The sequence below is a fragment of the Brevibacillus sp. FW306-2-1A-C05A genome, assembly GCF_058781555.1.
Window position 1 is genome coordinate 1 of record NZ_JBYSWV010000025.1, and the last position, 24,197, is coordinate 24,197.

Annotated in this window: 22 protein-coding genes and 1 CRISPR repeat array; of the genes, 3 read left to right on the forward strand and 19 right to left on the reverse strand. The window is 51.0% G+C overall.

Annotated elements, in window-relative coordinates; translation table 11 throughout:
* The first annotated feature begins 82 nt into the window (after window positions 1–82).
* From tnpA to tnpC, 3 genes are read left to right on the forward strand one after another with little or no spacing between them, the layout of a single operon-like run.
* Window positions 83–406 carry an IS66 family insertion sequence element accessory protein TnpA gene (tnpA, locus tag AC3WJN_RS15470; RefSeq protein ID WP_431809260.1) on the forward strand — a complete coding sequence of 108 codons (324 nt, stop codon included), beginning with the start codon at window positions 83–85 and terminating at the stop codon, window positions 404–406.
* Window positions 400–756, forward strand: a complete 357-nt coding sequence (gene tnpB / locus AC3WJN_RS15475; protein ID WP_433947701.1) for an IS66 family insertion sequence element accessory protein TnpB — start codon at window positions 400–402, stop codon at window positions 754–756. Before tnpA ends, tnpB begins: the two co-directional genes overlap by 7 nt.
* A gap of 58 nt (window positions 757–814) precedes the next feature.
* Window positions 815–2,392, forward strand: a complete 1,578-nt coding sequence (tnpC, locus tag AC3WJN_RS15480) for an IS66 family transposase (RefSeq protein WP_433947702.1) — start codon at window positions 815–817, stop codon at window positions 2,390–2,392.
* Window positions 2,393–2,497: 105 nt separating this feature from the next.
* A CRISPR array of direct repeats spans window positions 2,498–7,598; the repeat unit is 32 nt; unit sequence ATTTCAATCCACGCATCCGCGTAGGATGCGAC.
* Window positions 7,599–7,766: 168 nt separating this feature from the next.
* Here the strand turns inward: tnpC and cas2 are convergent.
* The 19 genes from cas2 to eat form a co-directional block, all read right to left on the reverse strand.
* Window positions 7,767–8,057, reverse strand: coding sequence for a CRISPR-associated endonuclease Cas2 (gene cas2 / locus AC3WJN_RS15485; RefSeq protein ID WP_005835709.1), 291 nt, complete (start codon window positions 8,055–8,057; stop codon window positions 7,767–7,769).
* Between the two features lie 9 nt (window positions 8,058–8,066).
* Window positions 8,067–9,098 carry a type I-C CRISPR-associated endonuclease Cas1c gene (gene cas1c, locus AC3WJN_RS15490; protein ID WP_007786277.1) on the reverse strand — a complete coding sequence of 344 codons (1,032 nt, stop codon included), beginning with the start codon at window positions 9,096–9,098 and terminating at the stop codon, window positions 8,067–8,069.
* On the reverse strand, window positions 9,095–9,754 hold the full coding sequence (cas4, locus tag AC3WJN_RS15495) for a CRISPR-associated protein Cas4 (RefSeq protein WP_005835707.1): 660 nt from the start codon (window positions 9,752–9,754) through the stop codon (window positions 9,095–9,097). Before cas4 ends, cas1c begins: the two co-directional genes overlap by 4 nt.
* The gene (gene cas7c / locus AC3WJN_RS15500) at window positions 9,744–10,604 is read right to left on the reverse strand and encodes a type I-C CRISPR-associated protein Cas7/Csd2 (RefSeq protein ID WP_005835706.1); all 861 of its coding nucleotides are present in this window, start codon (window positions 10,602–10,604) and stop codon (window positions 9,744–9,746) included. The genes cas4 and cas7c overlap by 11 nt, the downstream gene beginning before the upstream one ends.
* A gap of 15 nt (window positions 10,605–10,619) precedes the next feature.
* On the reverse strand, window positions 10,620–12,530 hold the full coding sequence (gene cas8c, locus AC3WJN_RS15505; protein ID WP_005835704.1) for a type I-C CRISPR-associated protein Cas8c/Csd1: 1,911 nt from the start codon (window positions 12,528–12,530) through the stop codon (window positions 10,620–10,622).
* Complete coding sequence (cas5c, locus tag AC3WJN_RS15510) at window positions 12,527–13,246, reverse strand: type I-C CRISPR-associated protein Cas5c (protein WP_005835703.1); 720 nt, start codon at window positions 13,244–13,246, stop codon at window positions 12,527–12,529. Before cas5c ends, cas8c begins: the two co-directional genes overlap by 4 nt.
* A 93-nt stretch (window positions 13,247–13,339) precedes the next feature.
* The gene (gene cas3 / locus AC3WJN_RS15515; RefSeq protein ID WP_492329301.1) at window positions 13,340–15,763 is read right to left on the reverse strand and encodes a CRISPR-associated helicase Cas3'; all 2,424 of its coding nucleotides are present in this window, start codon (window positions 15,761–15,763) and stop codon (window positions 13,340–13,342) included.
* Between the two features lie 437 nt (window positions 15,764–16,200).
* On the reverse strand, window positions 16,201–17,145 hold the full coding sequence (gene mdh, locus AC3WJN_RS15520; protein ID WP_492329302.1) for a malate dehydrogenase: 945 nt from the start codon (window positions 17,143–17,145) through the stop codon (window positions 16,201–16,203).
* A 38-nt stretch (window positions 17,146–17,183) separates the two neighbouring features.
* Window positions 17,184–17,591 (reverse strand): BMC domain-containing protein, encoded by a 408-nt coding sequence (locus AC3WJN_RS15525; protein ID WP_025847357.1) that lies wholly within the window; start codon window positions 17,589–17,591, stop codon window positions 17,184–17,186.
* A 10-nt stretch (window positions 17,592–17,601) separates the two neighbouring features.
* A complete protein-coding gene (locus tag AC3WJN_RS15530) occupies window positions 17,602–18,234 on the reverse strand; it encodes a hypothetical protein (protein WP_007786268.1) in 633 nt (210 codons plus the stop codon).
* The gene (locus tag AC3WJN_RS15535) at window positions 18,231–18,884 is read right to left on the reverse strand and encodes a phosphate propanoyltransferase (RefSeq protein ID WP_005829001.1); all 654 of its coding nucleotides are present in this window, start codon (window positions 18,882–18,884) and stop codon (window positions 18,231–18,233) included. Before AC3WJN_RS15535 ends, AC3WJN_RS15530 begins: the two co-directional genes overlap by 4 nt.
* Before the next feature lie 30 nt (window positions 18,885–18,914).
* The gene (gene eutM, locus AC3WJN_RS15540) at window positions 18,915–19,208 is read right to left on the reverse strand and encodes an ethanolamine utilization microcompartment protein EutM (protein ID WP_007786265.1); all 294 of its coding nucleotides are present in this window, start codon (window positions 19,206–19,208) and stop codon (window positions 18,915–18,917) included.
* 49 nt (window positions 19,209–19,257) lie between these two features.
* Window positions 19,258–19,557 (reverse strand): BMC domain-containing protein, encoded by a 300-nt coding sequence (locus AC3WJN_RS15545; protein ID WP_005829005.1) that lies wholly within the window; start codon window positions 19,555–19,557, stop codon window positions 19,258–19,260.
* The gene (locus AC3WJN_RS15550) at window positions 19,557–19,832 is read right to left on the reverse strand and encodes a EutN/CcmL family microcompartment protein (protein ID WP_025847348.1); all 276 of its coding nucleotides are present in this window, start codon (window positions 19,830–19,832) and stop codon (window positions 19,557–19,559) included. Before AC3WJN_RS15550 ends, AC3WJN_RS15545 begins: the two co-directional genes overlap by 1 nt.
* A gap of 37 nt (window positions 19,833–19,869) precedes the next feature.
* Window positions 19,870–20,148 carry a BMC domain-containing protein gene (locus AC3WJN_RS15555; protein WP_005829009.1) on the reverse strand — a complete coding sequence of 93 codons (279 nt, stop codon included), beginning with the start codon at window positions 20,146–20,148 and terminating at the stop codon, window positions 19,870–19,872.
* 16 nt (window positions 20,149–20,164) lie between these two features.
* Complete coding sequence (locus AC3WJN_RS15560) at window positions 20,165–21,661, reverse strand: aldehyde dehydrogenase family protein (protein ID WP_081494726.1); 1,497 nt, start codon at window positions 21,659–21,661, stop codon at window positions 20,165–20,167.
* 74 nt (window positions 21,662–21,735) lie between these two features.
* Window positions 21,736–22,005 (reverse strand): hypothetical protein, encoded by a 270-nt coding sequence (locus AC3WJN_RS15565; protein WP_238503823.1) that lies wholly within the window; start codon window positions 22,003–22,005, stop codon window positions 21,736–21,738.
* A 4-nt stretch (window positions 22,006–22,009) separates the two neighbouring features.
* The gene (locus AC3WJN_RS15570) at window positions 22,010–22,810 is read right to left on the reverse strand and encodes an HAD family hydrolase (RefSeq protein WP_237716690.1); all 801 of its coding nucleotides are present in this window, start codon (window positions 22,808–22,810) and stop codon (window positions 22,010–22,012) included.
* The gene (eat, locus tag AC3WJN_RS15575; protein ID WP_007786254.1) at window positions 22,807–24,183 is read right to left on the reverse strand and encodes an ethanolamine permease; all 1,377 of its coding nucleotides are present in this window, start codon (window positions 24,181–24,183) and stop codon (window positions 22,807–22,809) included. Before eat ends, AC3WJN_RS15570 begins: the two co-directional genes overlap by 4 nt.
* Window positions 24,184–24,197 lie beyond the last annotated feature (14 nt).

Consider the following 24,197-nt stretch of genomic DNA (forward strand, 5'->3'; position numbering starts at 1 on the left):
GCTTTAAGATGTCAAAGTTAAAAAACAGAGAATGAGCGAGAAAACAGGAGAAAACATTACTTTATAGTGGGAGGATTTTTTTATGACGCAAGCGGAGCTTCGAGAGGTATGGAGCACCCGAATCAATGACTACCGGGCTAGTGGAGAGCGCGTCGCGACCTGGTGCGAACGTCATCAGGTTACGCCGCGCCAGCTTTGGTATTGGATGCGGAAATTGAAAGGGGAAGATGAGCCAAAACAAGCAACCAACAAACCCCAGTGGGTTCCCCTTCAAGTGGAAGAATCGACATCCGACACAGCATCGCCCTTGCTTGTGAAAGTTGGTTCGGCAAGCATTGAGATCAGATCCGGCTTTGATCCATCCCTGCTTGCGGATGTGGTCAAGGTGTTGAAAACCTTATGTTAAGCGAGATTCAGGCAGATCGGGTGTACCTCGCTTGCGGCAGCACGGATATGCGCAAGTCCATTGACGGACTCGCTATCCTGGTCAAGGAGGGATTTCATCTCGATCCGTTTTCATCGGCCCTGTTTGTCTTTTGCAACAGACAGCGAGACAAACTAAAAATCCTTTATTGGGAGCATAACGGATTCTGGCTCTACTATCGTCGGCTGGAGCGTGGCAAGTTCCGCTGGCCGACAGATGCAAGCGCTGCGCCGATGAAAATGACCCGACGTGAGCTGCGCTGGCTGCTCGATGGATTGTCACTTGAACAACACCAAGCACATCCGGAGGTGACGGCCCGCACAGTCATTTGAGCCTATTTTCCAAACAAGGGCACAGGATATTCCTGCTCAGTTGTCGAATGAAACATATATGAAAAAAACAAGTGAAACGCCCCACATTACAATGGAACATCTGCAGGACCGTTGCTTCGAACTGGAGCAGCAAAACGCCGAGCTCATGGCCAAGCTCAAATGGTACGAGGAGCAGTTCCGACTGGCCCAGCAAAAACGTTTTGGTGCCTCCAGCGAGAAGACGCATCCGGATCAACTGGAGCTGAACCTGTTCAACGAAGCCGAGATGCTGGCGACTCCTGCCGCTCAGGAACCGGATGTAGAAACGGTTACGTACAGCCGTAAAAAGTCTGCTGGCCGCAAATCCAAGCTGGACCAGTTCCCCGTGGAAACGGTCCTCTATGAACTGCCGAAAACGGAGCAAGTTTGCGCATGCTGCGGAGGTCCTCTCCACGAGATGAGTACCGAGACCCGTAACGAAATCACGGTCATCCCGGCAGAAGTGAAAGTCGTGCGTCATGTTCGCCAGGTGTATGCTTGCCGCCGCTGTGAACGAGAGGAAATTCGCACACCCATCGTCACGGCTCCGATGCCAGAGCCTGTCTACCCCGGAAGCCTCGCTTCTCCTTCGAGTATGGCGTATGTCATGACGCAGAAGTACGTGGACAGCCAACCGTTGTACAGACAGGAGCAACAGTTTGCCCGCATGGGTCTGACGATCTCGCGGCAGACGCTGGCGAATTGGATGATCTACGGGGCAGAGCAGTGGCTCTCCCTGCTGACAGACCGCATGCGGGAGCATCTGCTGAACCAGGATATTCTGCACGCCGACGAAACGACGCTGCAGGTATTGCGCGAGCCTGGCCGATCCGCAGAGACGCAGTCCTATTTGTGGTTGTACCGGACAGGCCGCATGGGTCCGCCCATCGTGCTCTACGATTACCGGACAACGCGCGGCGGTGAGCATCCCCGGAACTTTCTGACGGGGTTTGGCGGCTATCTTCACGTGGACGGCTATGCCGGTTACCACAAGGTGAAGGATGTCACCCTCGTTGGATGCTGGGCGCATGCGCGTCGCAAGTTTGACGAGGCGTTGAAGGCGCTGCCCGCCTCCCAAGACAAAAATGAAACAGCAGCTCAGCAAGGGCTTCAGTTCTGCAACCAGCTCTTTGCCATTGAGCGGGAACTGAAGGACGTGACACCAGAGGAACGCTATACCGTCCGAATGGAGCGAAGCAAGCCCATTTTGGACGCTTATTTGGCATGGTTGCGTCAGCAACGCCCCCGAACGCTTCCCAAAAGTCTGCTGGGGCAGGCGATTGCCTACAGCCTGAATCAGTGGGACAAGCTGACGGCGTTTTTGCAGGATGGGCGGCTCGAGATTGACAACAACCGCAGCGAGCGGTCGATGAAGCCGTTTGTGATCGGACGAAAGAACTGGCTGTTCGCCAATACGCCTCGCGGTGCAAAGGCGAGCGCAATCATCTACAGTGTCATCGAAACAGCAAAGGAGAATGGACTGAACCCGTTCAAGTATTTGACGTACCTATTCGAGCAGCTCCCACAGCTTCCTGATCTGAAAAATCCAGAAACCCTGGACAGTTTGCTGCCTTGGTCGCCGTCGTTACCGCTAACTTGCCGCGTGTTCAACTCTTGACCCCAGCATAGACCAGCCCTCATCTTGGCAACAAGGTGGGGGCTATTTGACGCTTACGTAGGATGCGACCCTAACGACATACCCCTACCGCACTATTACTAGCGTATTTCAATCCACGCATCCGCGTAGGATGCGACCATACAAAAACGTAGTTAAACCTTTCACCACATATTTCAATCCACGCATCCGCGTAGGATGCGACCCTTCTGTGATTACTGTTGGCCTCTGGAAGTGTATTTCAATCCACGCATCCGCGTAGGATGCGACCTGCTGTGACCGTGATGGGTGTGTTGCTGGCATGATTTCAATCCACGCATCCGCGTAGGATGCGACCGTAGGGTTCGTTTTCTTCGACTATAACCCCGGCATTTCAATCCACGCATCCGCGTAGGATGCGACGTAGTGACCATCGACGGCGTGCGGTATCGCGAGGAATTTCAATCCACGCATCCGCGTAGGATGCGACCCTCGTAAATTGTCGACTTATTGCGACAAAAGCGATTTCAATCCACGCATCCGCGTAGGATGCGACTCTTGCAGTAGCACGTCCGGGTGCACGCGCTTGAGATTTCAATCCACGCATCCGCGTAGGATGCGACGGTGTCCAGCGTTTAAAAAACTCGGTGCATACGTCATATTTCAATCCACGCATCCGCGTAGGATGCGACTATCGGCGGTCCGACTGGCTATTCGGCAACCGATATTTCAATCCACGCATCCGCGTAGGATGCGACCGTGCGCCTGCGGTGTTGGTCAAGATGGTGTTGACGATTTCAATCCACGCATCCGCGTAGGATGCGACCCAACCGGTACGCTCGCGTTCTTCGTCATGTTCGCATTTCAATCCACGCATCCGCGTAGGATGCGACCTAAAGATCGTGCGACTGGTCTGCCCCTTGGGTGATTTCAATCCACGCATCCGCGTAGGATGCGACGGCCGTCGTGGTCTTGCCGGTGCCTGGTTCGCGTGAATTTCAATCCACGCATCCGCGTAGGATGCGACCGTCCGCGTTGGGTGGCGCCCCGTCCTTGAAGTTCTATTTCAATCCACGCATCCGCGTAGGATGCGACGGACGGAACTTCGTTTATCGCTCGGCAGTCTTTGATTTCAATCCACGCATCCGCGTAGGATGCGACCTCCACAGTCTGGACAGATTCGGTTTTTTGAGTAATTTCAATCCACGCATCCGCGTAGGATGCGACTGACCTGCTACGCTTGAAGGTATCGGACGTGAAGGGATTTCAATCCACGCATCCGCGTAGGATGCGACGATGGTAGGTAACGTGCCTAAGGTGTGGATTGGAATTTCAATCCACGCATCCGCGTAGGATGCGACGGTGCGTAGAGCGTCTGCTGAGGCGGGTAGCGAGATTTCAATCCACGCATCCGCGTAGGATGCGACACGAGCCGCTTATACAGCACAGTTTGCAAAGTTTGATTTCAATCCACGCATCCGCGTAGGATGCGACGGTTTTATCTGTTACGGTATCAATTATGGCTTGTTATTTCAATCCACGCATCCGCGTAGGATGCGACGCCTTAAAAGCATCGCATGAGTGCCGGCAAACCGGATTTCAATCCACGCATCCGCGTAGGATGCGACGGTTGGACAAGTTCATAAATTTTAAACCCATTTCGATTTCAATCCACGCATCCGCGTAGGATGCGACCGGTAAATACTTTTCTCAAGAGTACCTTCTTCAAATTTCAATCCACGCATCCGCGTAGGATGCGACGTACGCCATACTCTCTTCCATCCAAGGTGATGTTATTTCAATCCACGCATCCGCGTAGGATGCGACGTTTGCCAGCAGAAAGTCCTTGGCGTTCTCCAAGCTATTTCAATCCACGCATCCGCGTAGGATGCGACCGGCACAGGATTCGACAAACTTAGACAATTCATGTCATTTCAATCCACGCATCCGCGTAGGATGCGACTTTGTACGAGGATGCATGCACCATTTATCGCTACATTTCAATCCACGCATCCGCGTAGGATGCGACATACATTTCTCTCTCGACCAGGTCGTTCAGGTTATTTCAATCCACGCATCCGCGTAGGATGCGACGACAACCGTCCATAAGGTGTTAAAAGCTGCCAAATTTCAATCCACGCATCCGCGTAGGATGCGACCCGTCCAGCGCGGCTCTGACCAGGCTCTGATCGTCATTTCAATCCACGCATCCGCGTAGGATGCGACACCGCCGATCAGATCGCTAAACTTATGGAAGCTATTTCAATCCACGCATCCGCGTAGGATGCGACGTTGGCGGCGACGCTATGTGATGAGCGATCCTTATTTCAATCCACGCATCCGCGTAGGATGCGACGTGTCCCACCATCCCTCGTTGCCAAGGCCGTCGTTATTTCAATCCACGCATCCGCGTAGGATGCGACTGCCGTCGTGCAGATCGATCAGCCGCATGCTCGGAAATTTCAATCCACGCATCCGCGTAGGATGCGACCCGCCATGACCGCGCCAAAAGCTCCTACAAGGGTAAATTTCAATCCACGCATCCGCGTAGGATGCGACGATCGCGACCCTAACGATAGCAACAAGGCGCGTTGATTTCAATCCACGCATCCGCGTAGGATGCGACGTTTGACACGTACGAGGCGGCACATAGGGTGGCGATTTCAATCCACGCATCCGCGTAGGATGCGACGGCGCCTACTACGCTTTCTTTCCGACGGTTCTACGGATTTCAATCCACGCATCCGCGTAGGATGCGACAGTACCCGTTTGATTTGTACGTTTCGGAATGTTTATTTCAATCCACGCATCCGCGTAGGATGCGACCAACGCCCAATTCAAACCGTCAATGTCCCTGATTTTATTTCAATCCACGCATCCGCGTAGGATGCGACTTTCGCCAATTCCGCCTTGTCCAACGTATGGCCATGATTTCAATCCACGCATCCGCGTAGGATGCGACGCCACCAACTGGTAATACACTTGGCGCAATGTGAGTATTTCAATCCACGCATCCGCGTAGGATGCGACACTTACGGGAAACCTCCACACGTTTGGTATGGATAATTTCAATCCACGCATCCGCGTAGGATGCGACTGGCGGTACGTGCCGCCAATTCTTGATACTTGATATTTCAATCCACGCATCCGCGTAGGATGCGACAAAACGGTCATTGACAAAAAACACGCCGGTTGGAATTTCAATCCACGCATCCGCGTAGGATGCGACGAGCGGAGAGGTATGGGTATGGGCCACAACCGAGATTTCAATCCACGCATCCGCGTAGGATGCGACCCCGTGACGCGGAGGATCGAACCGCCAAGCAGGCCATTTCAATCCACGCATCCGCGTAGGATGCGACTTGCTGATGAGGATCAGTTTTACAAGTATGTGGAATTTCAATCCACGCATCCGCGTAGGATGCGACCTATATTTGTGCGTCGGTCAACAGAGTGGGTGGGATTTCAATCCACGCATCCGCGTAGGATGCGACACATATTTAATTTCGGATCGTTTGCCGGAGCCTGGAATTTCAATCCACGCATCCGCGTAGGATGCGACGTTATGCCCCCCCACCCACTCTGTAAACCAAGTACAGATTTCAATCCACGCATCCGCGTAGGATGCGACCTGACAATTTGCGAGAGACCGTCCGCGCTCTCGCGATTTCAATCCACGCATCCGCGTAGGATGCGACACGAGACACGTAAAACGGACGAGACAAGATCGCACATTTCAATCCACGCATCCGCGTAGGATGCGACGAGATCGTCGCGACCGAAGGTGAGCGCTATTTCGATTTCAATCCACGCATCCGCGTAGGATGCGACGTGGGACGCGGTACAGACGGTCGAACGCTGGATATTTCAATCCACGCATCCGCGTAGGATGCGACGGCTTAACAGGGCGGCCATTGCTGATGCCAGATATTTCAATCCACGCATCCGCGTAGGATGCGACTTAATCGCTTCCACAGTCTCGGTATCGCTTAATTATTTCAATCCACGCATCCGCGTAGGATGCGACTTAATCGCTTCCACAGTCTCGGTATCGCTTAATTATTTCAATCCACGCATCCGCGTAGGATGCGACAGTTCGTCGTAATCGTCCGTCGGCATGTAAACGGATTTCAATCCACGCATCCGCGTAGGATGCGACCCAGCAACTGGTACTGGTACTGGTACGCTTGTTTGATTTCAATCCACGCATCCGCGTAGGATGCGACGGTTGACGTCGTTCACACCAATGGACAGCAGACAGTATTTCAATCCACGCATCCGCGTAGGATGCGACTCTGCCGAGTTTATCGACCGCGCCCACGAAGTCGAGATTTCAATCCACGCATCCGCGTAGGATGCGACCCTACCCTTCACATCGTCACGGTTAGCAAAAGTCGGATTTCAATCCACGCATCCGCGTAGGATGCGACAGGTAGATGCCGAGTTGCGCGAAAAAATCGCCGCAATTTCAATCCACGCATCCGCGTAGGATGCGACCCGAAGCAGTCACGTTTGCGCTTGGCAAGGTACGCATTTCAATCCACGCATCCGCGTAGGATGCGACAAATCCACTACGCGATCATGACAGACGAAACAACGATTTCAATCCACGCATCCGCGTAGGATGCGACCTGGAGTAAGGGCAGCACGTCTGCAATGGCTGGCATTTCAATCCACGCATCCGCGTAGGATGCGACCTTATCTGGCGATCATGACGGGCATGCGGCAAGGAATTTCAATCCACGCATCCGCGTAGGATGCGACACGGCGCGATCGAGACGGCGCAGATCACAATTGATTTCAATCCACGCATCCGCGTAGGATGCGACTGATCCGACTCCGATCGGCTACGCTTTCGACGAAGTATTTCAATCCACGCATCCGCGTAGGATGCGACCACTTCAAACAGGCGGAAGATTTCGCCAGCGTTAATTTCAATCCACGCATCCGCGTAGGATGCGACATGGAACTGGATGGGGATGTATTCTTGGGTACAAATTTCAATCCACGCATCCGCGTAGGATGCGACTTGATTACGTCAGTGGAGTAATCGCAGCCGGAGCAATTTCAATCCACGCATCCGCGTAGGATGCGACATGAATGGCCGGAGGTCGAACGGATCGTGTACGAATTTCAATCCACGCATCCGCGTAGGATGCGACGATAAACGCGGCATCAAACAAGAGTGGCTTGCTAAGATTTCAATCCACGCATCCGCGTAGGATGCGACAGCGAATTTTCACCCCAAATATGCTTTCATTTTCATATTTGTAATCAAAATACGCTCAAATTCATTCATACGTTAAGATAATTTAGAGAAAGCAGACAAAAAACGGCATTTTAACCCGTTTTTCGGGTGCGAATCCCCCAGGGAATTCGTGTGCGCTTCACATTCGCACTAGAAAATCAATGGCCCCTCTAAATCAATTGATTCTTTCACACCCAAATGCTCTACCTTATTCTTGTAATGATTGCCTAATTGATAAATACGGAGGCTATCCTGATCCAGATCGATGATCGAGAGCAATTCCAGCTTCAATGAAGTAAGCTGTGTGGAATCGACAATGCATTCAAACACGGAATTTTGGACACGTTGACCGTAATTTTGGCATATTTTCGAGACGCGGCGAAGTCTTTTTTGCCCTGCACTGCTAACTGTGCTCACATCATACGTGATCAATACCAGCACACCATTCACCTACTTCCACAAAAAAGGAGGATACTCATCCAAATCATTACGTAAAAAACGGGCTAACAATAAAGCTTGTACGTGCGGAACTAGGCCCCAGGAAATTTTCTCCCCAAGAAATGGATGAGTAATTTTCTCCTGTTTTTTATTTTGCCATGCCGTTAGGAACTTCTTTCTCGCTTCATCTCCCATAATGACGGCACCATTCTCTTTTTGGAAAAAATCTTCCTTGCTCACAATCTTTTTGTTAATTAACGACAGCACAAATCTATCTGCAAAAACTCCTCGCAGCTCCTCCATCACATCTAGGGCCAGGGAAGCGCGCCCCGGCCGATCTCGATGCAAAAAACCAACATAGGCGTCTAATCCAACACCTTCCAGTGCCGCTGCCATATCAATCGCCAATAGAGAATATGCGAATGGCAGCATCGCATTCACGTTATCCAGCGGCGGTCTTCGTGAGCGTGCACGAAAGTAAAAACTTTCCTTTTGTTGTAAAATCATGGAGTCAAATAGCCTATTGTAGCAAATAGCTGCCTGACCTTCTAGCCCCCTTAGCCTCTCCAGATTTTCGCAATCCCTCACGTCCAAAAGTAAAGAAGATAGCTGCTTGGATGCATCCTTAAATCGGTCTACATCGATCCGCAAAGGATAGTCTCTGGTCATTCTTTCAATCATCCATTTATGGTTGTAAATCTTGCCTACTATAAAATTACGAGCAATTCTTGCGGAAAGAGCCTCATCCTCTGACACCACATACTGTTTTTTTCTCAGGACGACATTCCCCTTGCTTTCCCCAATCACTCTGGCAAGAAATCGCCCGTTCATGGTGAAGAATGTCAATGAAATGTTTCGCTCAGCGCAATATCCCATCAAAGCTGGACTGGCGCCGGTGTAGCCAAATGAGATGATCGATTCCAAATTGTGTAATGGCAGCCTCCCCAACTTCTCCTGATCCTTGAGGAGAACAATATTATCGCCATCAAGCGATAAATACACATCGGGCTGTGTAATAAACAACGTATTTAGCAGTTTCTTCATTCGTTGATTTTCCCTTCAACGTAACTTTTTACGGTTCGTTTGTTCATGAGCTCCGGCAAACAAATATTTTGAAGGGAACAACTTCGACAGAAGGACCCCGTCTTCACTCTAGGAGTATGTCTGCGATGATAGTAGTCTTGCATTTCAGCCACAATCAGCTTCACCTTATCTTTCAAATCAGCCGTTAGCGGGACCTCGACTCGATGCTTGATCTCATGGTAAAAAATATAGCCGAGGTCTATGTCGCACAACAGCATTTCCTCCAAACAAATGGCTTGGGCAACTAATTGTACGACATCCTCTTCTCCGCTTTTCGGCTTCCCGCGTTTATATTCAATGGGATACGCAGTGTATTTGCCGGAAGCCCCATTGATTTCAACGCCGTTATCGCTTTTCACAAACTCTACCACATCACAAACGCCTGTGATCTTGAGGCTTTCCGATTTTACAGGCATGGCTCGAACGATCAGTTTGTCTCCTCGCTTTTCTCTGGCAAACGGTTGATCTGCCTTCCGATGAAGATGTACGCCCTCTATCGTTCTGACATTCTCCTCCCACTGCTGTTCAATGTGAATCAATGCCCACTGCCGTTTGCAAAACTGAAAATGCTGAATGCCGGACAAAAGTAAATAATGATCGTCTTCACTAAATTCCATCCAAAATCTCTACTTTCAACCCATCCAATGGTTGCACCGAGAACATGTAGTCGTCAAATTTCTTGGGTTCTTCTACAAGTCTTTCAATCAATAACGATCGATGTACCTTTGCAGAGGAATAGTGGCCCAACTTGGATGGATGCTCCCACCAATACACCCTGTGAACTTCCATACTTCCTTCCGGACGGGCAGAAGACGCATCGTTCTCAAACAAGGTCACTAACGCCCTCTTGATTTTCTCGGCGTCTTCGTTCGTAAATCCCGTTTTTTCGGCGAGCTGCGTATTGATACTACCGTAAAAGACATACACCCCTGAGTCGACTCGATGCTTCATTCCCATCGTATCTGAGCCGCGAGAGGCTCCAGGCTCCGAGTTCACGCTTTTGGTAATCTGGACGCTGGAGATGTCAATCGGATCTAAACTGGTCGCCGTATGAATGGAAACAGGCCCTCTTACGCCGACAGATACACCCGCTCCTTTTTCCGCTTTGAATGCAAATACTTGACCAAAGCTTCGAACATCGATCCATTCCTGGCAAGCAATTCTGGCAAACTCATCGCTGGATACGTTTTTGGACTTTAATACCTTCTCCAGCTCGGCATTCGCATCTGCCCGCTCTCGAAGGCTTCCATAAGAATCTGATTTGCGATCATTGGACTGTACAAATATGGATTCGCCCATATCTTGCAGACGATTTCGAATCTTCCGTTTCAATGCGACATCAGAAATTTCTCCATGGCCATCATAGTTTTGCCGTGGCCGATTGCCATTCAGCGGGTCCCCGTTCGGATTGGCTTTCGTCACCGATAAAACGACGGCAAAATCGATTTTATGATCGAGCGTTGTCATATGATTCTCTCCTTTTTAATGAGTTGCTTCCGTTTCCTCTGTATCGGTCGTGCTTTTTTTCGTATACAGGTCGTGCCTTTGACTGTAGAATCCGAGCAAAAATTTGCCGGACAATGGTTTGTTATTGAATTGTTCAATGGGAATACGCGATCCTATTTCGTCAATCAGACGGTTGAAATAGAACGCTTGTCTGCCCAGCCTTGCCTGATAAGGCTGCAAGCACGCCTGAATCGTCCGCCAGGTTCGCTCCGGATGTCTTGAAAACTCATTCATGTAGCGAACCGCATTACTGGCGCGGTCGTCAGCCCCCAACGCTCGTCGTTCCAAAACATCAGCCACGGCCAACAGACGGCCAAATAAATAGTCACGGTCATTTATGCTTTCATCCAACGCCACTTTGAATCCCTCCTGTTCTTCCTGTTTGTTAATCAGCGCACACGTGATGCTCAACGTCTTCTCCCACTCCCATTTTTCCATGGAAACGGGATTGGCTGCACGCCGGCAGGAGCTCATTATGATATCCAATGGAATGTTTCGGCCATCCAGCACACAAGGCAACATTCGCTCCATGACCCCTTTGACCACTTTGTCGCTTGCCCGTGGTCCGTATGCGGCAAAAGCAATATCTTTCAAGGCAGGCGCTCCAATAAACTGCACAAATTCCCCGTTGTCATTTTTGCGGTATGTATGCAACCATGTGCAAGTCGAATGCCAGTTCACCAGCTTGTCGAAATACTGCTCTTTGTCCATATTGCGGTAATACAATACCGCCATACGCCCCGTTGTTGCCGAATCGAGAACCAGAATATTCACATTGTCTTTTCTGTCGCGCAAACCTGACAATTTGTTGCGATACCCATCTAGTGCTTTCGCTACCTCTACAGCCAATTCCCGATTGGTATAGGCGATTTTGTCTTTGACGGGGGGCGGAGTAGGGTCGATCGAAAACAAATCTTCGGTAACCCCGGGAATATCGAGTTCAGTATTGCTCCAGACAAGAAACACTCTCTGATCGATGATCTTCCCTTGACGGTGGATGAGCCACTTCAATGCATTATGCGCTTTCTGAGACACCTCGTAACTGATGCTTGCCGCCTCGTGACTCTGAGCAAACCGTCCTCTGAATGTAAAGCCACTGTTGTCATTCGCCGAAATCAGTTTGGCTTTGTCTGCTGCATTTCTGATTTTGTTGGCATGCTTGTCTGTTGCAGGCAGCTTCTTACCCGTTACATAGCAGAAATCTTCGCCACCTAGCTTGCTGCTGTAAAATTGAATGAAAGAATCGTATACCTGCTGATCGTTCCACACCTTCGTCAGTACCTTCGTGGGCGAGTAGACGTTAAATCTGACAAACGCGCTTGTCTGCTCTCCAGCAACTACCGAAAAGATCGGCGGCTTCGCTCCGTATCGCGCTTCGGCATTTTTATCCCATTTGCTAAGCAGTCGCTGATCTTCGTCTACATATAAAATTCCATGCTCGACTAAATCTTGAATCAACCGCCCTTTGCGTAGGTAGTGGTAGATGCTTTTCACTTTGTCGACAGCGTATGGAGAGCTTGCCCACTCTTCCAATTGCTTGATATAGTGCGGAAAAGCCTCTTCCTTTTTGACTTCTCCACCATAGGCTTTGTAATCTCCCGCTACGTAGCTTAATTTGTCATGCAAGGGATAAGGAGCGATCTTTGTACCTGATCGACTGGCAGAATCTTCTGTACACGGGATCACTGTACTCGCATCGCTTTTCTCAACGACTGTCGCTGAATGAAAGTGTCCGTCTTCCGTTATGTCCACTTCGATATGGGCGTTTTGTGTCGTATGCGAAACGGGCAGCAGCATGTACTCCTGGTCGTTAGACTTTCTCTCGACCTTGCCGACAACATTCAGATTCGCTTCGTATGTCTCGTACAAATTCAAAAGCCAGCTCATCGATTATCCACCTCTTCCAGTTCGGCAAACAGATCATCCACGGAGAGTAGGTTAGCAGAGTCGAAATGCTTTGGCTTCATGCTGGCAACCGTCCGAATTTGCGGACACTCCTCTGGTCGAGGAAAGCGGATAATCCCGTTCTTCATGACAGGATTCCATAGGCGAACTTCCATCTGATTCCGCCCGGTTTCGTCCGGATAATTGATGCCATGCACCATCGTTCCCAGGTGAATCTCCCCGTAGTTGTCATAAAACCCGTCCCCCTCGCCAAACACGCATGGCTCGACATATGCCTGACATTCCCGCGTGCCAAGGAAGATGTCTCTTCGCCCTCCAGCCTGAAGTGAGCGTTTCAAAATATTGTGATGCTTATGCTCGTTGCGATCATAAGCCAAATCCGGACGGTTCAGATTGAACTCGAAATGGGCCCGAACCTGGTAGCGAACGTCTCGCAAATACGTATAATTGGCAAGCGTATTCCCTCCGCCGTATTCAATTGGACGAACGCCCTTGGACTCCATGCGAATCGGGTTCATAATCCGAACTTCATCCACGATCATGAGCAACGTAGGTTTCCAGTAAATGGACTCGACTACACCCTTCAGGGCCTGGTAGGTAGGCAGTTGGTAGGATAACTTTTCTCCACCAAGTTTTGTTAACGGGTCTGTAAATAAGGCATACTGCCCGAAAACCTCGAATTCGATCGCGTTCCGCATAGCATCACCTCCTTTCTCATCCGATTCAATAGTTCAATCATACCATTTTTGTAACAGATTAGTAAGTCTGGGTAATATCCATTATATGAACGTTCAAAACATACTCATTTCAAACTGGCTGTCATTCTCGATATCCAGACCATACTCCCCGCTGTAGGCTGATTCTTTCAACGCCAGTATTTTTCCATCCAGCAAGCTTACTAGCCCATCATTCTTGACCAGTTGCTCTCGTTCATACGAAAACAGGCTGATCGTATACTGTTGTGCCCTTCGCAGCAGCCTGGACAGGTTCTCAATAGTTTCATCGCCATTTAGTCGTGCAATCATCTCTTTTCCTTCCTCTCCGTACGGAACAAGAACGGTTGTTGTCTGGTCATCGATCACCTGAAAGAAATCTGCTGCCGTCCTGTAGCTGTTCACGATAAATAGCGGCAGACTCTCCCTTTTGGATTGTGTGTACTCGCAGTTATAGGAGCTGTTGTTCCTGTTTGCCATCAGCAGTTCTGTCATGTGCTTCTCCAGCCCGCGAATAAAATAATCTAAACGGGAACGAAACTCCGTATAAAACTCTTTAAAATACTTGTCCATCGCCTGAACGGATAATAGATTGCCGCCATGCAGATTTGGATTTGTCTTGAGGTCGATAAGAATTCGTTTCGATAGTTTTTTGCCTGCCTTGATTTCCTGCAAATGATTCAAATTCTCCTCTGCATGATCGATGACATACACTTGCTGTATTTCCTTCTCCCCGTGGCGATTGCATCTGCCGGCAGCCTGCGCGATCGAATCCAGTCCGGCCAACGAGCGAATCACACAATCAAAACTGACATCCACACCCGCTTCAATTAACTGCGTACTAATGCATATCACTTTTTCCTCACGCTGCAAATGATCCCGCACTTGCCCAAGGATGTGGTTTCGATGCGCCGCACACATCGACGTACTCAGGTGGTAGAGCGGAATATCGAGCGTCTCCATTTGACGATACAATCTCTTCACAACCGTTTTTGTATTGAGAACAACCAAAATACTTTGGACCTCTTCTATTTTCTCGGTAATAAAATCAGCCAGCTTGTTCGTGTCAAAAGTTTCATCCGTAGCTTTATCGACAATTTCCACCCGTTTGAAAGCTTCAATGACGTGATCCACGTTTTGAATCATTTCAGAGTCAGCACTGATTTCCAGACGGCGCTCTACAAAATCAAGGGCCGGCTGGGTAGCCGTGCAAAGAATAAGGCTGGAATGACCATGCGATTTCAAAAAGTTCAGCGCATAATTAAACAACGATACACATGAAACCGGAATTTTCTGTACCTCGTCAAAAATAATGACCGACTCGCATAAGTTGTGAAGCCTTCGTATATTTCTGCTTCCCCTGGCATAGAACACATTCAGAAACTGAACCATCGTTGTAAAAATAATGGGTGAATCCCAGTTATCCTTGGCCAGCTTCAATTTTTGCCGTGCATTAATCATGCCATCCTGGGCCTCATCGTCATCGCTCATGTCGTCTATGACGTTGGAATGGTGCTCCAGAATATGTTCGTCGTCCATAAGGATTTTACGGACTTCCTCTGCATTCTGTTCGATAATTGTTGTAAACGGTACTACATAAATAATGTGCTTTTTGTTCTCCCGAATGGCATGCTTGAGCGCATACCGCAAACTCGCCAAAGTCTTTCCCCCACCAGTCGGAATGGACAACGTATAGATACCAGACGGCTTCTCCGCAAACTTGTCACACTGGTCTGACAATTCCTTTCTCAGTTCGTTGATCCGTGTTTTTGCCTCTTCCTTCTCTTGGTAAAATTGAAGCTTTTTCATCAGCCTCTCATAGTATGTATGAAACAGGTCTTGGCGACATGGAGTGGATTCCTCGTACTTGTTTTCCTCAAACAACCTGGTGTTCGTACGATCTGCATCAATTAATGCACTAAACACAAACTTGGTCAGAAACATCAATTTGCTTTCGCTATTCTCTACAGAAGGCTTGCCAAGATAAGCTTCCAGTTCATCGATTGCACGTAACACATATTGATGAAATGCTTGCTCGCTGATTACTTCGTCAAAAAAACGCTGGATCGACTTGTCGTATTCCTTCAACGGTTTATCCCGGACACGATGCAAGTAGGGAGATTCCAAATCCTTATTTAAAAAGTCATGGAGGTAGGAGTGGTGCGAAATGATCGCATTTCCGACAACCTCAGCTAAAATCCAGCTTCCCCTGGAAGGATTCCCGGTATGAAATTTCTGGTATAATAGTCTGCCCCCCGCAGTCGAATGATCGACACTCCCTCTTTTCGGCGCTTCTCCAGGATTTTCCACGGCTTTTATGATGTAGTCTTTAAACTCCTCGGTGTACTTTCCCATGTCATGAAGCATACCCGCCAGACCTGCGATATGCTTGACGCCTATCTTCTCGCCGATCGATTCCGCCAATGCTTTTACTCCCAGCAAATGCTCCGCGACACTTTGTATCTGTTTGTCGCTTTCACGAATATGCGCGATGAATTTCATGATTACCGCCTCCTCTTCATCATTCAGCGATTATCCATACCGAAACGCATCCTGTACCTAGTTTTTTGTAGAACGATGTCAAAATTAATCATATAACACTTTTGGTAAATAGTGTATAACGCTTGATCTATGCATTTCAGGACCAAGGCCGCTTATCTGTCTAGTCGACGGGATGTATTTCTATAGCAAAACTTCATTCAAAAGATAGCTGCAGCCATTTGAGGCCGGCAAAGAAAAGGCAGACCGCGACGACAGCGCTCTATAGGTGTAGTACACACGTCTTTCGTGTAGCCAGAGTAACCTACGAAGTTACGTACAGAGGCTGTCCTCGTTCATGATAACTTATACTGGATAAGAATCTTATCAATACTTATTAATACAAAAAAGACGCCGCCCTAAAAAATAAGGACAACGCCTTGAGCAAAGCTTCTTCTATTTCACACCCCCGCCAGCATGCCCAGCGTCCGTTTCACCGACTGGGCCGAGCGATCCAAAGCTGCTTTTTCTGTGGCAGAAAGCGGCAACTCGATCACGCATTCGACGCCATTGCCGCCGAGAATGGTCGGCACGCCCAAATACATGTCCCGATAGCCGTATTCGCCTTCCAGGTAGGCGATGGATGGCAGGATGCGTTTTTTGTCCTTGAGGATCGCTTCTGCCATTTGCACGACGGAAGCCGCAGGGGCGTAGTAGGCGCTTCCGGTTCCAAGCAGTTCGACGATTTCGCCTCCGCCTTTTCGCGTGCGCTCGACGATGGCCTCCAGCCGGTCGGCAGGGATGATTTTGTCCAGCGGAATGCCGCCTGCCGAGGAATACTGGATCAGCGGAACCATCTCATCCCCGTGTCCCCCGAGGACAAATGCGGAAATGTCTTCAACCGATACGTTCAGCTCCTGGGCCACAAACGTCTGGAAGCGCGACGTATCCAAAACTCCCGACTGGCCGAGCACGCGATTTTTCGGAAAACCGGTCGTCTGATAGCAGACGTACGTCATGGCATCCACCGGGTTGCTCAACACAATGACGTAACTATCCGCTGCATAACGGGCGATTTTTTCGGATACGTCGCGGATGATCCCCGCGTTTGTCGCGACCAAATCGTCTCTTGTCATGCCGGGCTTTCTGGCAATTCCGGCTGTGATGATGACCAGATCGCAGCCGCGTATCTCTTCATAATCAGAGGTGCCTGTTATACGGACATTGAGCGCCTGCACCGGACTTGCTTGCAGCATATCAAGCGCTTTTCCTTTTGTCGCCTTTTCCATGGAGGGGATATCCACCAATACGATATCGCCAAGCTCCTTTTGCGCCAGCATCAGAGCAGTCGTCGCGCCGGTAAAGCCTGCCCCGATGACCGCTATTTTTCTGCGTGTAAAAGCCATGCCGTTTCCTCCCGCTTACCGCTCTGGCCGGAAATGGTTTATGCCCCCGACTCCGGCGGCGACTGTTCTTGCTCCTTTATCGCTTGCTGGTTGCCCGTTGCCTTTTTTCCTGCGGCTTTCTCCCTGGCTTCCCCTTTGGCCGGATTGCCCGACGGTTTCGCGCTTGTCTTGCTTTCTTCCGTTTGCAAAAGTTTTTTTATTCCGTCATCCGGGTGCGGAATCACATGGGAGGCGATCAGTTCCCCTACTCGCGCTGCTGCCTCCCGCCCGGATTCGACGGCTGCCTGCACAGCGCCGACATCGCCTTCCACATAGATCGTGACCAGCGCCGCATCTGCTTTCTCCTGTTTCACCAAACGGACATCTGCGGCTTTCAGCATGGCATCCGCCGCTTCGACCGAACCGATCAGTCCCCGTGTCTCAATCATTCCCAATGCCTTGGCCAAGCTTTTCACCTCATTTTTCGTCAGTTCCATCGATCACACAGATGCTCTTTCCTTTTTCGCGTGCGGCATCACGGGCCAACGGCGTGACAATCGTCGTTTTGCGAATCCAGATTTTTTCTTCCTTGATCTGCTCGATATCTCTTTGCGTCAACAGTTTTCCCCGAAAAGTGATCCGCTCGCGGGAGGCGCTCGCGGCGAGAGCAGCCAATGGAGCGATTCGCACCCCAAAGCCCTCCAGCGTCTTTTTATAGCTGCCAAGGTGATGGGCATACGCTGGATTCGCGGCCTTGTCCGCGGAAACATCCAGCATCCATTCCAACTCAGCGGAAGGGATGAGCGTGATGCGCAAGCCTCGTAAAAGGAGTGTCGACAACATTTGGCTCTCCGGCGTATCGGCAATGCCCAATGCGCCTTTGACAAGCAAATCTTGTGTTGCATCCAGGAAGACCGCATCGCGCACATTTTCCGGAATCGGGGTCGGCGTCAACGGCAGTTTGATGAGATTCCAGTGCTTTTCCAGTTGGTCCAGCCTGCCGTCAGCGGAAGCATTCAGCACGAGAAGATCTGGTCTATTGGCAGACTCCGGCTCCCATTTGCGCAAAATCTCTCTGACTATCGCTTCGATTGTGGCATAGTCCATCATGCTAGACCCGCGTACTTTATCAATTTTCCCGTTGCTCCGGTTGCGATGAAACCGGCGTTTGCCTCATCGGTATCCAGATGCATCTCCAGCCGATAGTCAGGCGAAACGCGGATCAGCACATTTTCAAAAGAAAGCGCGCGTCCACTCTCCACTGTTATGCGCACGTATTCCCCGTCACTCACATGAAAAGCAGCCGCATCCGCCGGGCTCATGTGCACATGGGCTTGTGCGATAATCAGTCCCTCCTGCAAATAAATACTTCCTTTTGGGCCGATGATCGTAACCGGAGAAGACCCTTTAATATCGCCTGACTTCCGCAGGGGAGGCTGCAAGCCCAATTTGATGGAATCGGTTTTGCTGACTTCCACCTGCGTCAAGTTTCTTGCCGGACCAAGCACCCGCACGTTTTCGATGCCTCCCCTTGGCCCGGCAATCATGACGGTTTCCTGAGCGGCAAATTGCCCTGGCTGGGAGAGCGCTTTTATCGGGGTTAATTCATACCCGCTTCCAAACAGCGCTTCCAGATCGCGTCTGCTCAAATGACAATGCCGCGCAGAAACGGCAAGCGGAATCCCTTTTTCCGCTGGCGGCTGTTTCGAAAACTGGCTGACCACTTCTTCCACGATGGATTGGATCACGTTTTCATTCATTTTGTCATCCCTCACTTGAAAAACCGCGGATTAAAGCTGCGGTTTTATTTGCGGCAAAATGCTTTCGATTTCCGCATGCGGGCGCGGGATGACGTGTACGGAAAGCAGCTCCCCTACGCGCTGGGCGGCGGCTGCTCCGGCATCTGTCGCCGCCTTGACCGCTCCCACGTCACCGCGAACCAACACCGTGACAATGCCGCCTCCGACGTGAACTTTGCCCACCAGATGCACATTTGCCGCCTTGACCATCGCATCCGCCGCCTCGACCGAAGCGACCAGTCCCCTAGTTTCAATCATTCCTAAAGCAGTCAGTTCCATTGCCATCTGCTATTCCTCCCTGCCATTTTTGCATGTCCTGACGCCGCACTTGCCATCAGGACATCCGCCAATTTTTCACTTGTGTCTCCGCCAGCTTCCTTGTGCCGCTATCCGGACGGGGAACGACAGCACACGCGATCAACGCTCCCGTTTGTTTCGCCACCTGTGCGCCAGATTCGACTGCGATGCGGACGGCGCTGCTGTCTCCTTCGATGAAAACCGTCACCAGCGCCATATCGACTGTTTCCTGATTGACCAGCCGAACATCCGCCGCCTTCAGCATGGCATCCACGACTGCAACCGAGGTCGCCAGCCCCCGCGTTTCAATCATCCCCAATGATTTGGTCACGTGCATTACCCACTTCCTGTATCGACCGAATCAATAATGCCGATAATCAACGCATCAATCGGCAGTCGCTTCCCTTCCTGAATAGAAGCGGCAGAACTTCCCGTCGTCACCATGACGTGATCGCCGACCCCTGCCCCGATTCGATCAACGGCAACAAAAGCTGGCTGACCTGGCCGATCCGTTTCTGTTAATCCTGGTTGCACGATCAGAAGCTTCAATCCTGTCAACCCGTCTTCTTTACGCGTCGCCCAAACGCTCCCAATCACTTTGCCAACCAGCATTCACATGCCCTCCCGGATGTTTTTGCGAGGCGATTTCCTATGGCAAAATGATTTCCAGTTCATTGTGGGGGCGCGGAATGACATGGGCAGAAAGCAGCTCGCCTACGCGTTGGGCGGCTGCGCTGCCTGCTTCTGTCGCCGCCTTGACAGCACCGACGTCGCCCGTGACCAAAACCGTGACAATACCGCCACCGACATGGACTTTTCCTACCAGAGTAACGCTCGCTGCCTTTACCATCGCGTCTGCCGCTTCCAGGGAAGCTACCAATCCTCTCGTTTCGATCATTCCGAGCGCGCCATTAATCGCTCCAGCCATGTGCTACTCCCCCTGTTCATTGTTTGGTCAAGATTTGGCCGACCATGTTTTCTACGATTTTGGAAACGTCAGCAGGATTCCAGGAATGAGCCGTCTTTTCGACTTCCTTGAGCACCTGGCGCACCAGCTTTTCCACATCGTTACTGTCAGCTTGCTCCGTGCGTCCCCTATGCGCTTGCTGTGGCACGGGGATGGCAACCTCTCTGATTCCGTGCGCAATTCGTTTGATGTTGTACAAATGATGAGCCGTAATGTTGTCGGAGGAAATATTTCCGCCGTACGATCCGCATCCCAAGGTCAGCGACGGGCGCAAACCAGTCGTCGCCCCTGCCGCCCCGATGGAAGCGAGCGTGTTCACCAAAATACGGGACACGGGCATATCCAGCCCAAACCGGTAACTGGCCTCTTCATCGCTTGTGTGGATCGAACAACTGTGGCCCCGCCCGCCCAGATTCAACAGTTGGATGCAAATCTGCTTCGCTTCTTCCTCGCTGTTTGCCGTATAGAGAGGCAAGATCGGGGCGAGCTTCTCAATCGAAAAGGGAACATCCTTTCCGACCCGATCTTCCTCTGCGACCAGCAGCCGGGTTCCCGCCGGCACGTGAATACCGGCCATTTCCGCGATCGCGTCCGCGGAGCGCCCTACAATCGCCGGATTCAGCTTCCCCTTTGTCGGCGAAATGACGCTCTCCACCCTCGCTTTTTCTGCCGGGTTCAACATATACCCGCCGTTGTGCAAAAGCTCCCGGATCGTCATTTCCTTGATGTTCCGATGAACGACCATGGCTTGTTCCGACGAGCAGAGCGTGCCGTTATCGAATGTTTTGGAATCGACAATCAGCTTGACTGCCTGCTTCACATTCGCCGTCTTCTCCAGGTAGACGGGGCCGTTTCCCGGTCCTACCCCGTATGCCGGCTTACCGGAGCTATAGGCGGCCTTGACCAACGCCCCTCCCCCTGTTGCCAAAATCAGACTGACATCCCGATGCTTCATCAGTTGGAGCGTCGTTTCAATCGATGGCTGGGGAATCCAGCCGATCAGCCCTTCCGGGGCGCCAGCCTCGACAGCCGCGTCATGACAAATTTTCAACGCGGCAATCGTACACGTTACCGCTGAAGGATGGGGACTCGCCACGATTGCGTTTTGCGCTTTTAAGGCAATCAACGTTTTAAAAATCGCGGTCGAGGTAGGATTGGTCGTCGGGCAAATCGCGGCAATGACGCCAAACGGATAGGCGATTTCCACGATTTTGTCTTTGCTGTTTTTGCGGATGATTCCCACCGTCTTCTCATCCTTGATCGATTCGTACACGCCCATGGAGCCTAACTCGTTTTTGAGCTTTTTATGCTCGACAACGCCTATTCCCGTTTCTTCCACCGCGAGCCGGGCCAAAGACGCGGCTTCTTTGTAGGCGGCCTCCGCAATGCTTTTCACAATGCGATCAACCTGTTCCTGGGAAAACGCGCGAAACCTGGCGTGCGCTTCCTTTGCCCGGCTCACCGCTTCCCGCATCTCTTGTATCGACGCCAAATCACGATCAAATGCGCGAATAGGAAACCCTCCCTTCTTTCCACTTGCGAATCCGTCTACTGATTGTATCTGTAAAAAGTGACCTGTCCTCCCGCTTTTGTCCCTTGCATGGATGCTGTAATCTCGTTCCAGCGTTTGAGCTCTTCCCGCGAAAGCGGACGAGGCGCAGCGTCGGCAGCAGGGTTTGCCGCTTTTGTTCCCTGTATGGAAGCCGAGATGTCCTGCCAGCGTCTGAGTTCTTCCGGCGTAAGAGGCAGCGCAGTCGGGCGCTCTTCCAGCTTGGCAAGAACGAGCCTGGTGATCTTTTCTACCAAAACCGAATCCATCTCCTCACCTCCTCGTCCTCATCATGTCCAGCAATTCGCTATAGCTGGTAACAATCAAATCCGCCTCTGCCAAATGAGCGGTTTCGTTTCTGCTGTTCGCAGCAATTCCGATCGTCGCCTTTAAGCCTGCGCTCTTGCCCAGTTGCATGTCGGCATTCGTATCGCCTACGATTACCGTCTGGCCAAGCGCGATGCCATGACGATCTCTCGCCAGATACGCCATGTCCGGATACGGCTTTCCGTTCTGAACCTGATCGCTGCCGATCACAAAATCGAAGTATTCTGCCAGGCCCACTCGTTCTAGCTGCACCCGTGCTTTTTCCGTATCATCCGCCGTCACGACGCCAAGCATCCGCTCTGCTTTCTTCAACTCTGTCAAAAGCTCGCGTACGCCGTGGACGGGTCGGATCGCCGCCGAGCTGTTCTGCTTTTCGTCCGCATACTGGATGCTGTCCCGGGCGAAAAGCACGGCCGAATCCCAAGCCACTCCCTTTTCATACAGGAAGAACGCGATCACCGCCTGCATTTCCCCCAGGCTCGCAATCGCTAACGGACTTTTCGGGTCGACCTCATCCTCTCCCCAAATCCCTACGGCATCTCCAAATTCCGCCAGACTGAACGGGCAATTGGGCATGACCTCGGCGAGATGTCGGTGAATATCGTAAGCCCAAGGAATCCAAATCGACGGCAGGTCGATCAAGGTTCCGTCTTTATCGAACAAAAACGTCTGGATATCTTCCCCGAAAACGGGCATCGGTGCTCCCCTCCCTTCCTTGATTGAAACGAGTTCGATCTCTTTATTCATTTTTGCAGCTCCACATTCGCCGGATGTTGTCTGCTCTCCTGACTGAACTGTTCTTCCGGCGCGTTGACGTTAATATGATTTTTCGCCCAGGCAAAATAGTAAATGATCGCTACGCCAAACACCGAGATACTGACCCAGAAGAACGTCAAATTCGCAAAGAAGCTGGCAAACAAGGCAATGACAGCCAATACAAGCGAGACGATCGGAATGAATGGATACAACGGGGTTTTGTACGGACGGACGAGATCCGGCTCTTTTTTGCGCAGGATGATGACAGACAAGTTCATGGAAATGTAAGACACAAGCGCTCCGAAGGTAGAAATCAGAATCAGATCATTCGGGTTGAACAAGACGACCAGCAGCAAACCGATGATCCCTGGCAAAATGATCGCTGCATACGGAGTCCTGCGTGTAGGATGCAGGTGGGAGAGAAAAGCCGGAAGATATCCTGCTCTGGATAAGGCGAAAATTTGACGGGAATAAGCGAGAATGACACCGGAAAAGCTTGCGATCAATCCAACCAAACCAATCGAGGCTAAAATTTGCGCTAACCAATACGTATTGCCAAAGGTCGCGGCAACAGCAGTCGGCAACGGATCACTCGCGGTGCTCAACTGGTCGATTCCGCTCAAGCCGATCGCAACCGTAGTCGTCAAAACCGACAAAATCAGCAAAGTCACGATTCCTGACAAAATTCCTTTTGGCATATCCCTTTTGGCATCGCGGCATTCTTCAGACAGCATCGGCAACATTTCGATGGCGAGAAACAGCCACATCGCATACGGCAAAGCCGCCCAGACTCCCTCGATCCCGCCCGGAATCAGCGGCGTTCCTTCGGCGCCGAACAAGTTTTCCATAGAAATCTGCGGCAGGCCGACAAAATACATCAGGACAATCAAGCCCAGCGCAATAAAGACGAGGATTGTTTCCAGACTCGCATATTCCTTTACTCCGATAATGTGGACGATCATAAAAAATAAGTACATGAAGGCGGCTGCCAAAATCGGATTGATCGTCGGAAACAGGAAGTTGATATAAGCCCCAATCCCGATCGCCACTACGGGCGCGGCAATAAAATACTCCAAAATCACACCGATGCCTGTCAAAAAGCCGGCGAATGGCCCCATGGCCCGCCTGGCAAACGAGTAAGGTCCGCCTGCATACGGCAAAGCCGTGGACAGCTCGGAGATGCCAAAGCACATGAACAAATACATCACAGCCATCACGCCAATCGCGATCAGCATTCCGATGTACCCCGAAGCCGCCAAACCGAAATTCCAGCCGAAATAGTTTCCGGAAATGACGATGCCGACCCCGATTACCCACAGATGAAAAGCGGACAACGTCTTTTTCAGTTCCAATTGCTTGCTCATACCGTCATCTCCCT

Excerpts from the sequence above, each read along its gene's own strand:
- tnpB (WP_433947701.1), top strand. The coding sequence starts at position 400 with ATGTTAAGCGAGATTCAGGCAGATCGGGTGTACCTCGCTTGCGGCAGC.
- cas5c (WP_005835703.1), bottom strand. The coding sequence starts at position 13,246 with ATGCGGAACGCGATCGAATTCGAGGTTTTCGGGCAGTATGCCTTATTT.
- tnpC (WP_433947702.1), top strand. The coding sequence starts at position 815 with ATGAAAAAAACAAGTGAAACGCCCCACATTACAATGGAACATCTGCAG.
- AC3WJN_RS15545 (WP_005829005.1), bottom strand. The coding sequence starts at position 19,557 with ATGCACGTGACCAAATCATTGGGGATGATTGAAACGCGGGGGCTGGCG.
- AC3WJN_RS15535 (WP_005829001.1), bottom strand. The coding sequence starts at position 18,884 with ATGAATGAAAACGTGATCCAATCCATCGTGGAAGAAGTGGTCAGCCAG.
- cas1c (WP_007786277.1), bottom strand. The coding sequence starts at position 9,098 with ATGAAGAAACTGCTAAATACGTTGTTTATTACACAGCCCGATGTGTAT.
- cas8c (WP_005835704.1), bottom strand. The coding sequence starts at position 12,530 with ATGAGCTGGCTTTTGAATTTGTACGAGACATACGAAGCGAATCTGAAT.
- AC3WJN_RS15570 (WP_237716690.1), bottom strand. The coding sequence starts at position 22,810 with ATGAATAAAGAGATCGAACTCGTTTCAATCAAGGAAGGGAGGGGAGCA.
- AC3WJN_RS15565 (WP_238503823.1), bottom strand. The coding sequence starts at position 22,005 with ATGGATTCGGTTTTGGTAGAAAAGATCACCAGGCTCGTTCTTGCCAAG.
- cas4 (WP_005835707.1), bottom strand. The coding sequence starts at position 9,754 with ATGGAATTTAGTGAAGACGATCATTATTTACTTTTGTCCGGCATTCAG.
- cas3 (WP_492329301.1), bottom strand. The coding sequence starts at position 15,763 with ATGAAATTCATCGCGCATATTCGTGAAAGCGACAAACAGATACAAAGT.
- cas7c (WP_005835706.1), bottom strand. The coding sequence starts at position 10,604 with ATGACAACGCTCGATCATAAAATCGATTTTGCCGTCGTTTTATCGGTG.
- mdh (WP_492329302.1), bottom strand. The coding sequence starts at position 17,145 with ATGGCTTTTACACGCAGAAAAATAGCGGTCATCGGGGCAGGCTTTACC.
- AC3WJN_RS15560 (WP_081494726.1), bottom strand. The coding sequence starts at position 21,661 with ATGCGGGAAGCGGTGAGCCGGGCAAAGGAAGCGCACGCCAGGTTTCGC.
- eutM (WP_007786265.1), bottom strand. The coding sequence starts at position 19,208 with ATGGCAATGGAACTGACTGCTTTAGGAATGATTGAAACTAGGGGACTG.
- AC3WJN_RS15550 (WP_025847348.1), bottom strand. The coding sequence starts at position 19,832 with ATGCTGGTTGGCAAAGTGATTGGGAGCGTTTGGGCGACGCGTAAAGAA.
- AC3WJN_RS15555 (WP_005829009.1), bottom strand. The coding sequence starts at position 20,148 with ATGGCTGGAGCGATTAATGGCGCGCTCGGAATGATCGAAACGAGAGGA.
- AC3WJN_RS15530 (WP_007786268.1), bottom strand. The coding sequence starts at position 18,234 with ATGATGGACTATGCCACAATCGAAGCGATAGTCAGAGAGATTTTGCGC.
- tnpA (WP_431809260.1), top strand. The coding sequence starts at position 83 with ATGACGCAAGCGGAGCTTCGAGAGGTATGGAGCACCCGAATCAATGAC.
- eat (WP_007786254.1), bottom strand. The coding sequence starts at position 24,183 with ATGAGCAAGCAATTGGAACTGAAAAAGACGTTGTCCGCTTTTCATCTG.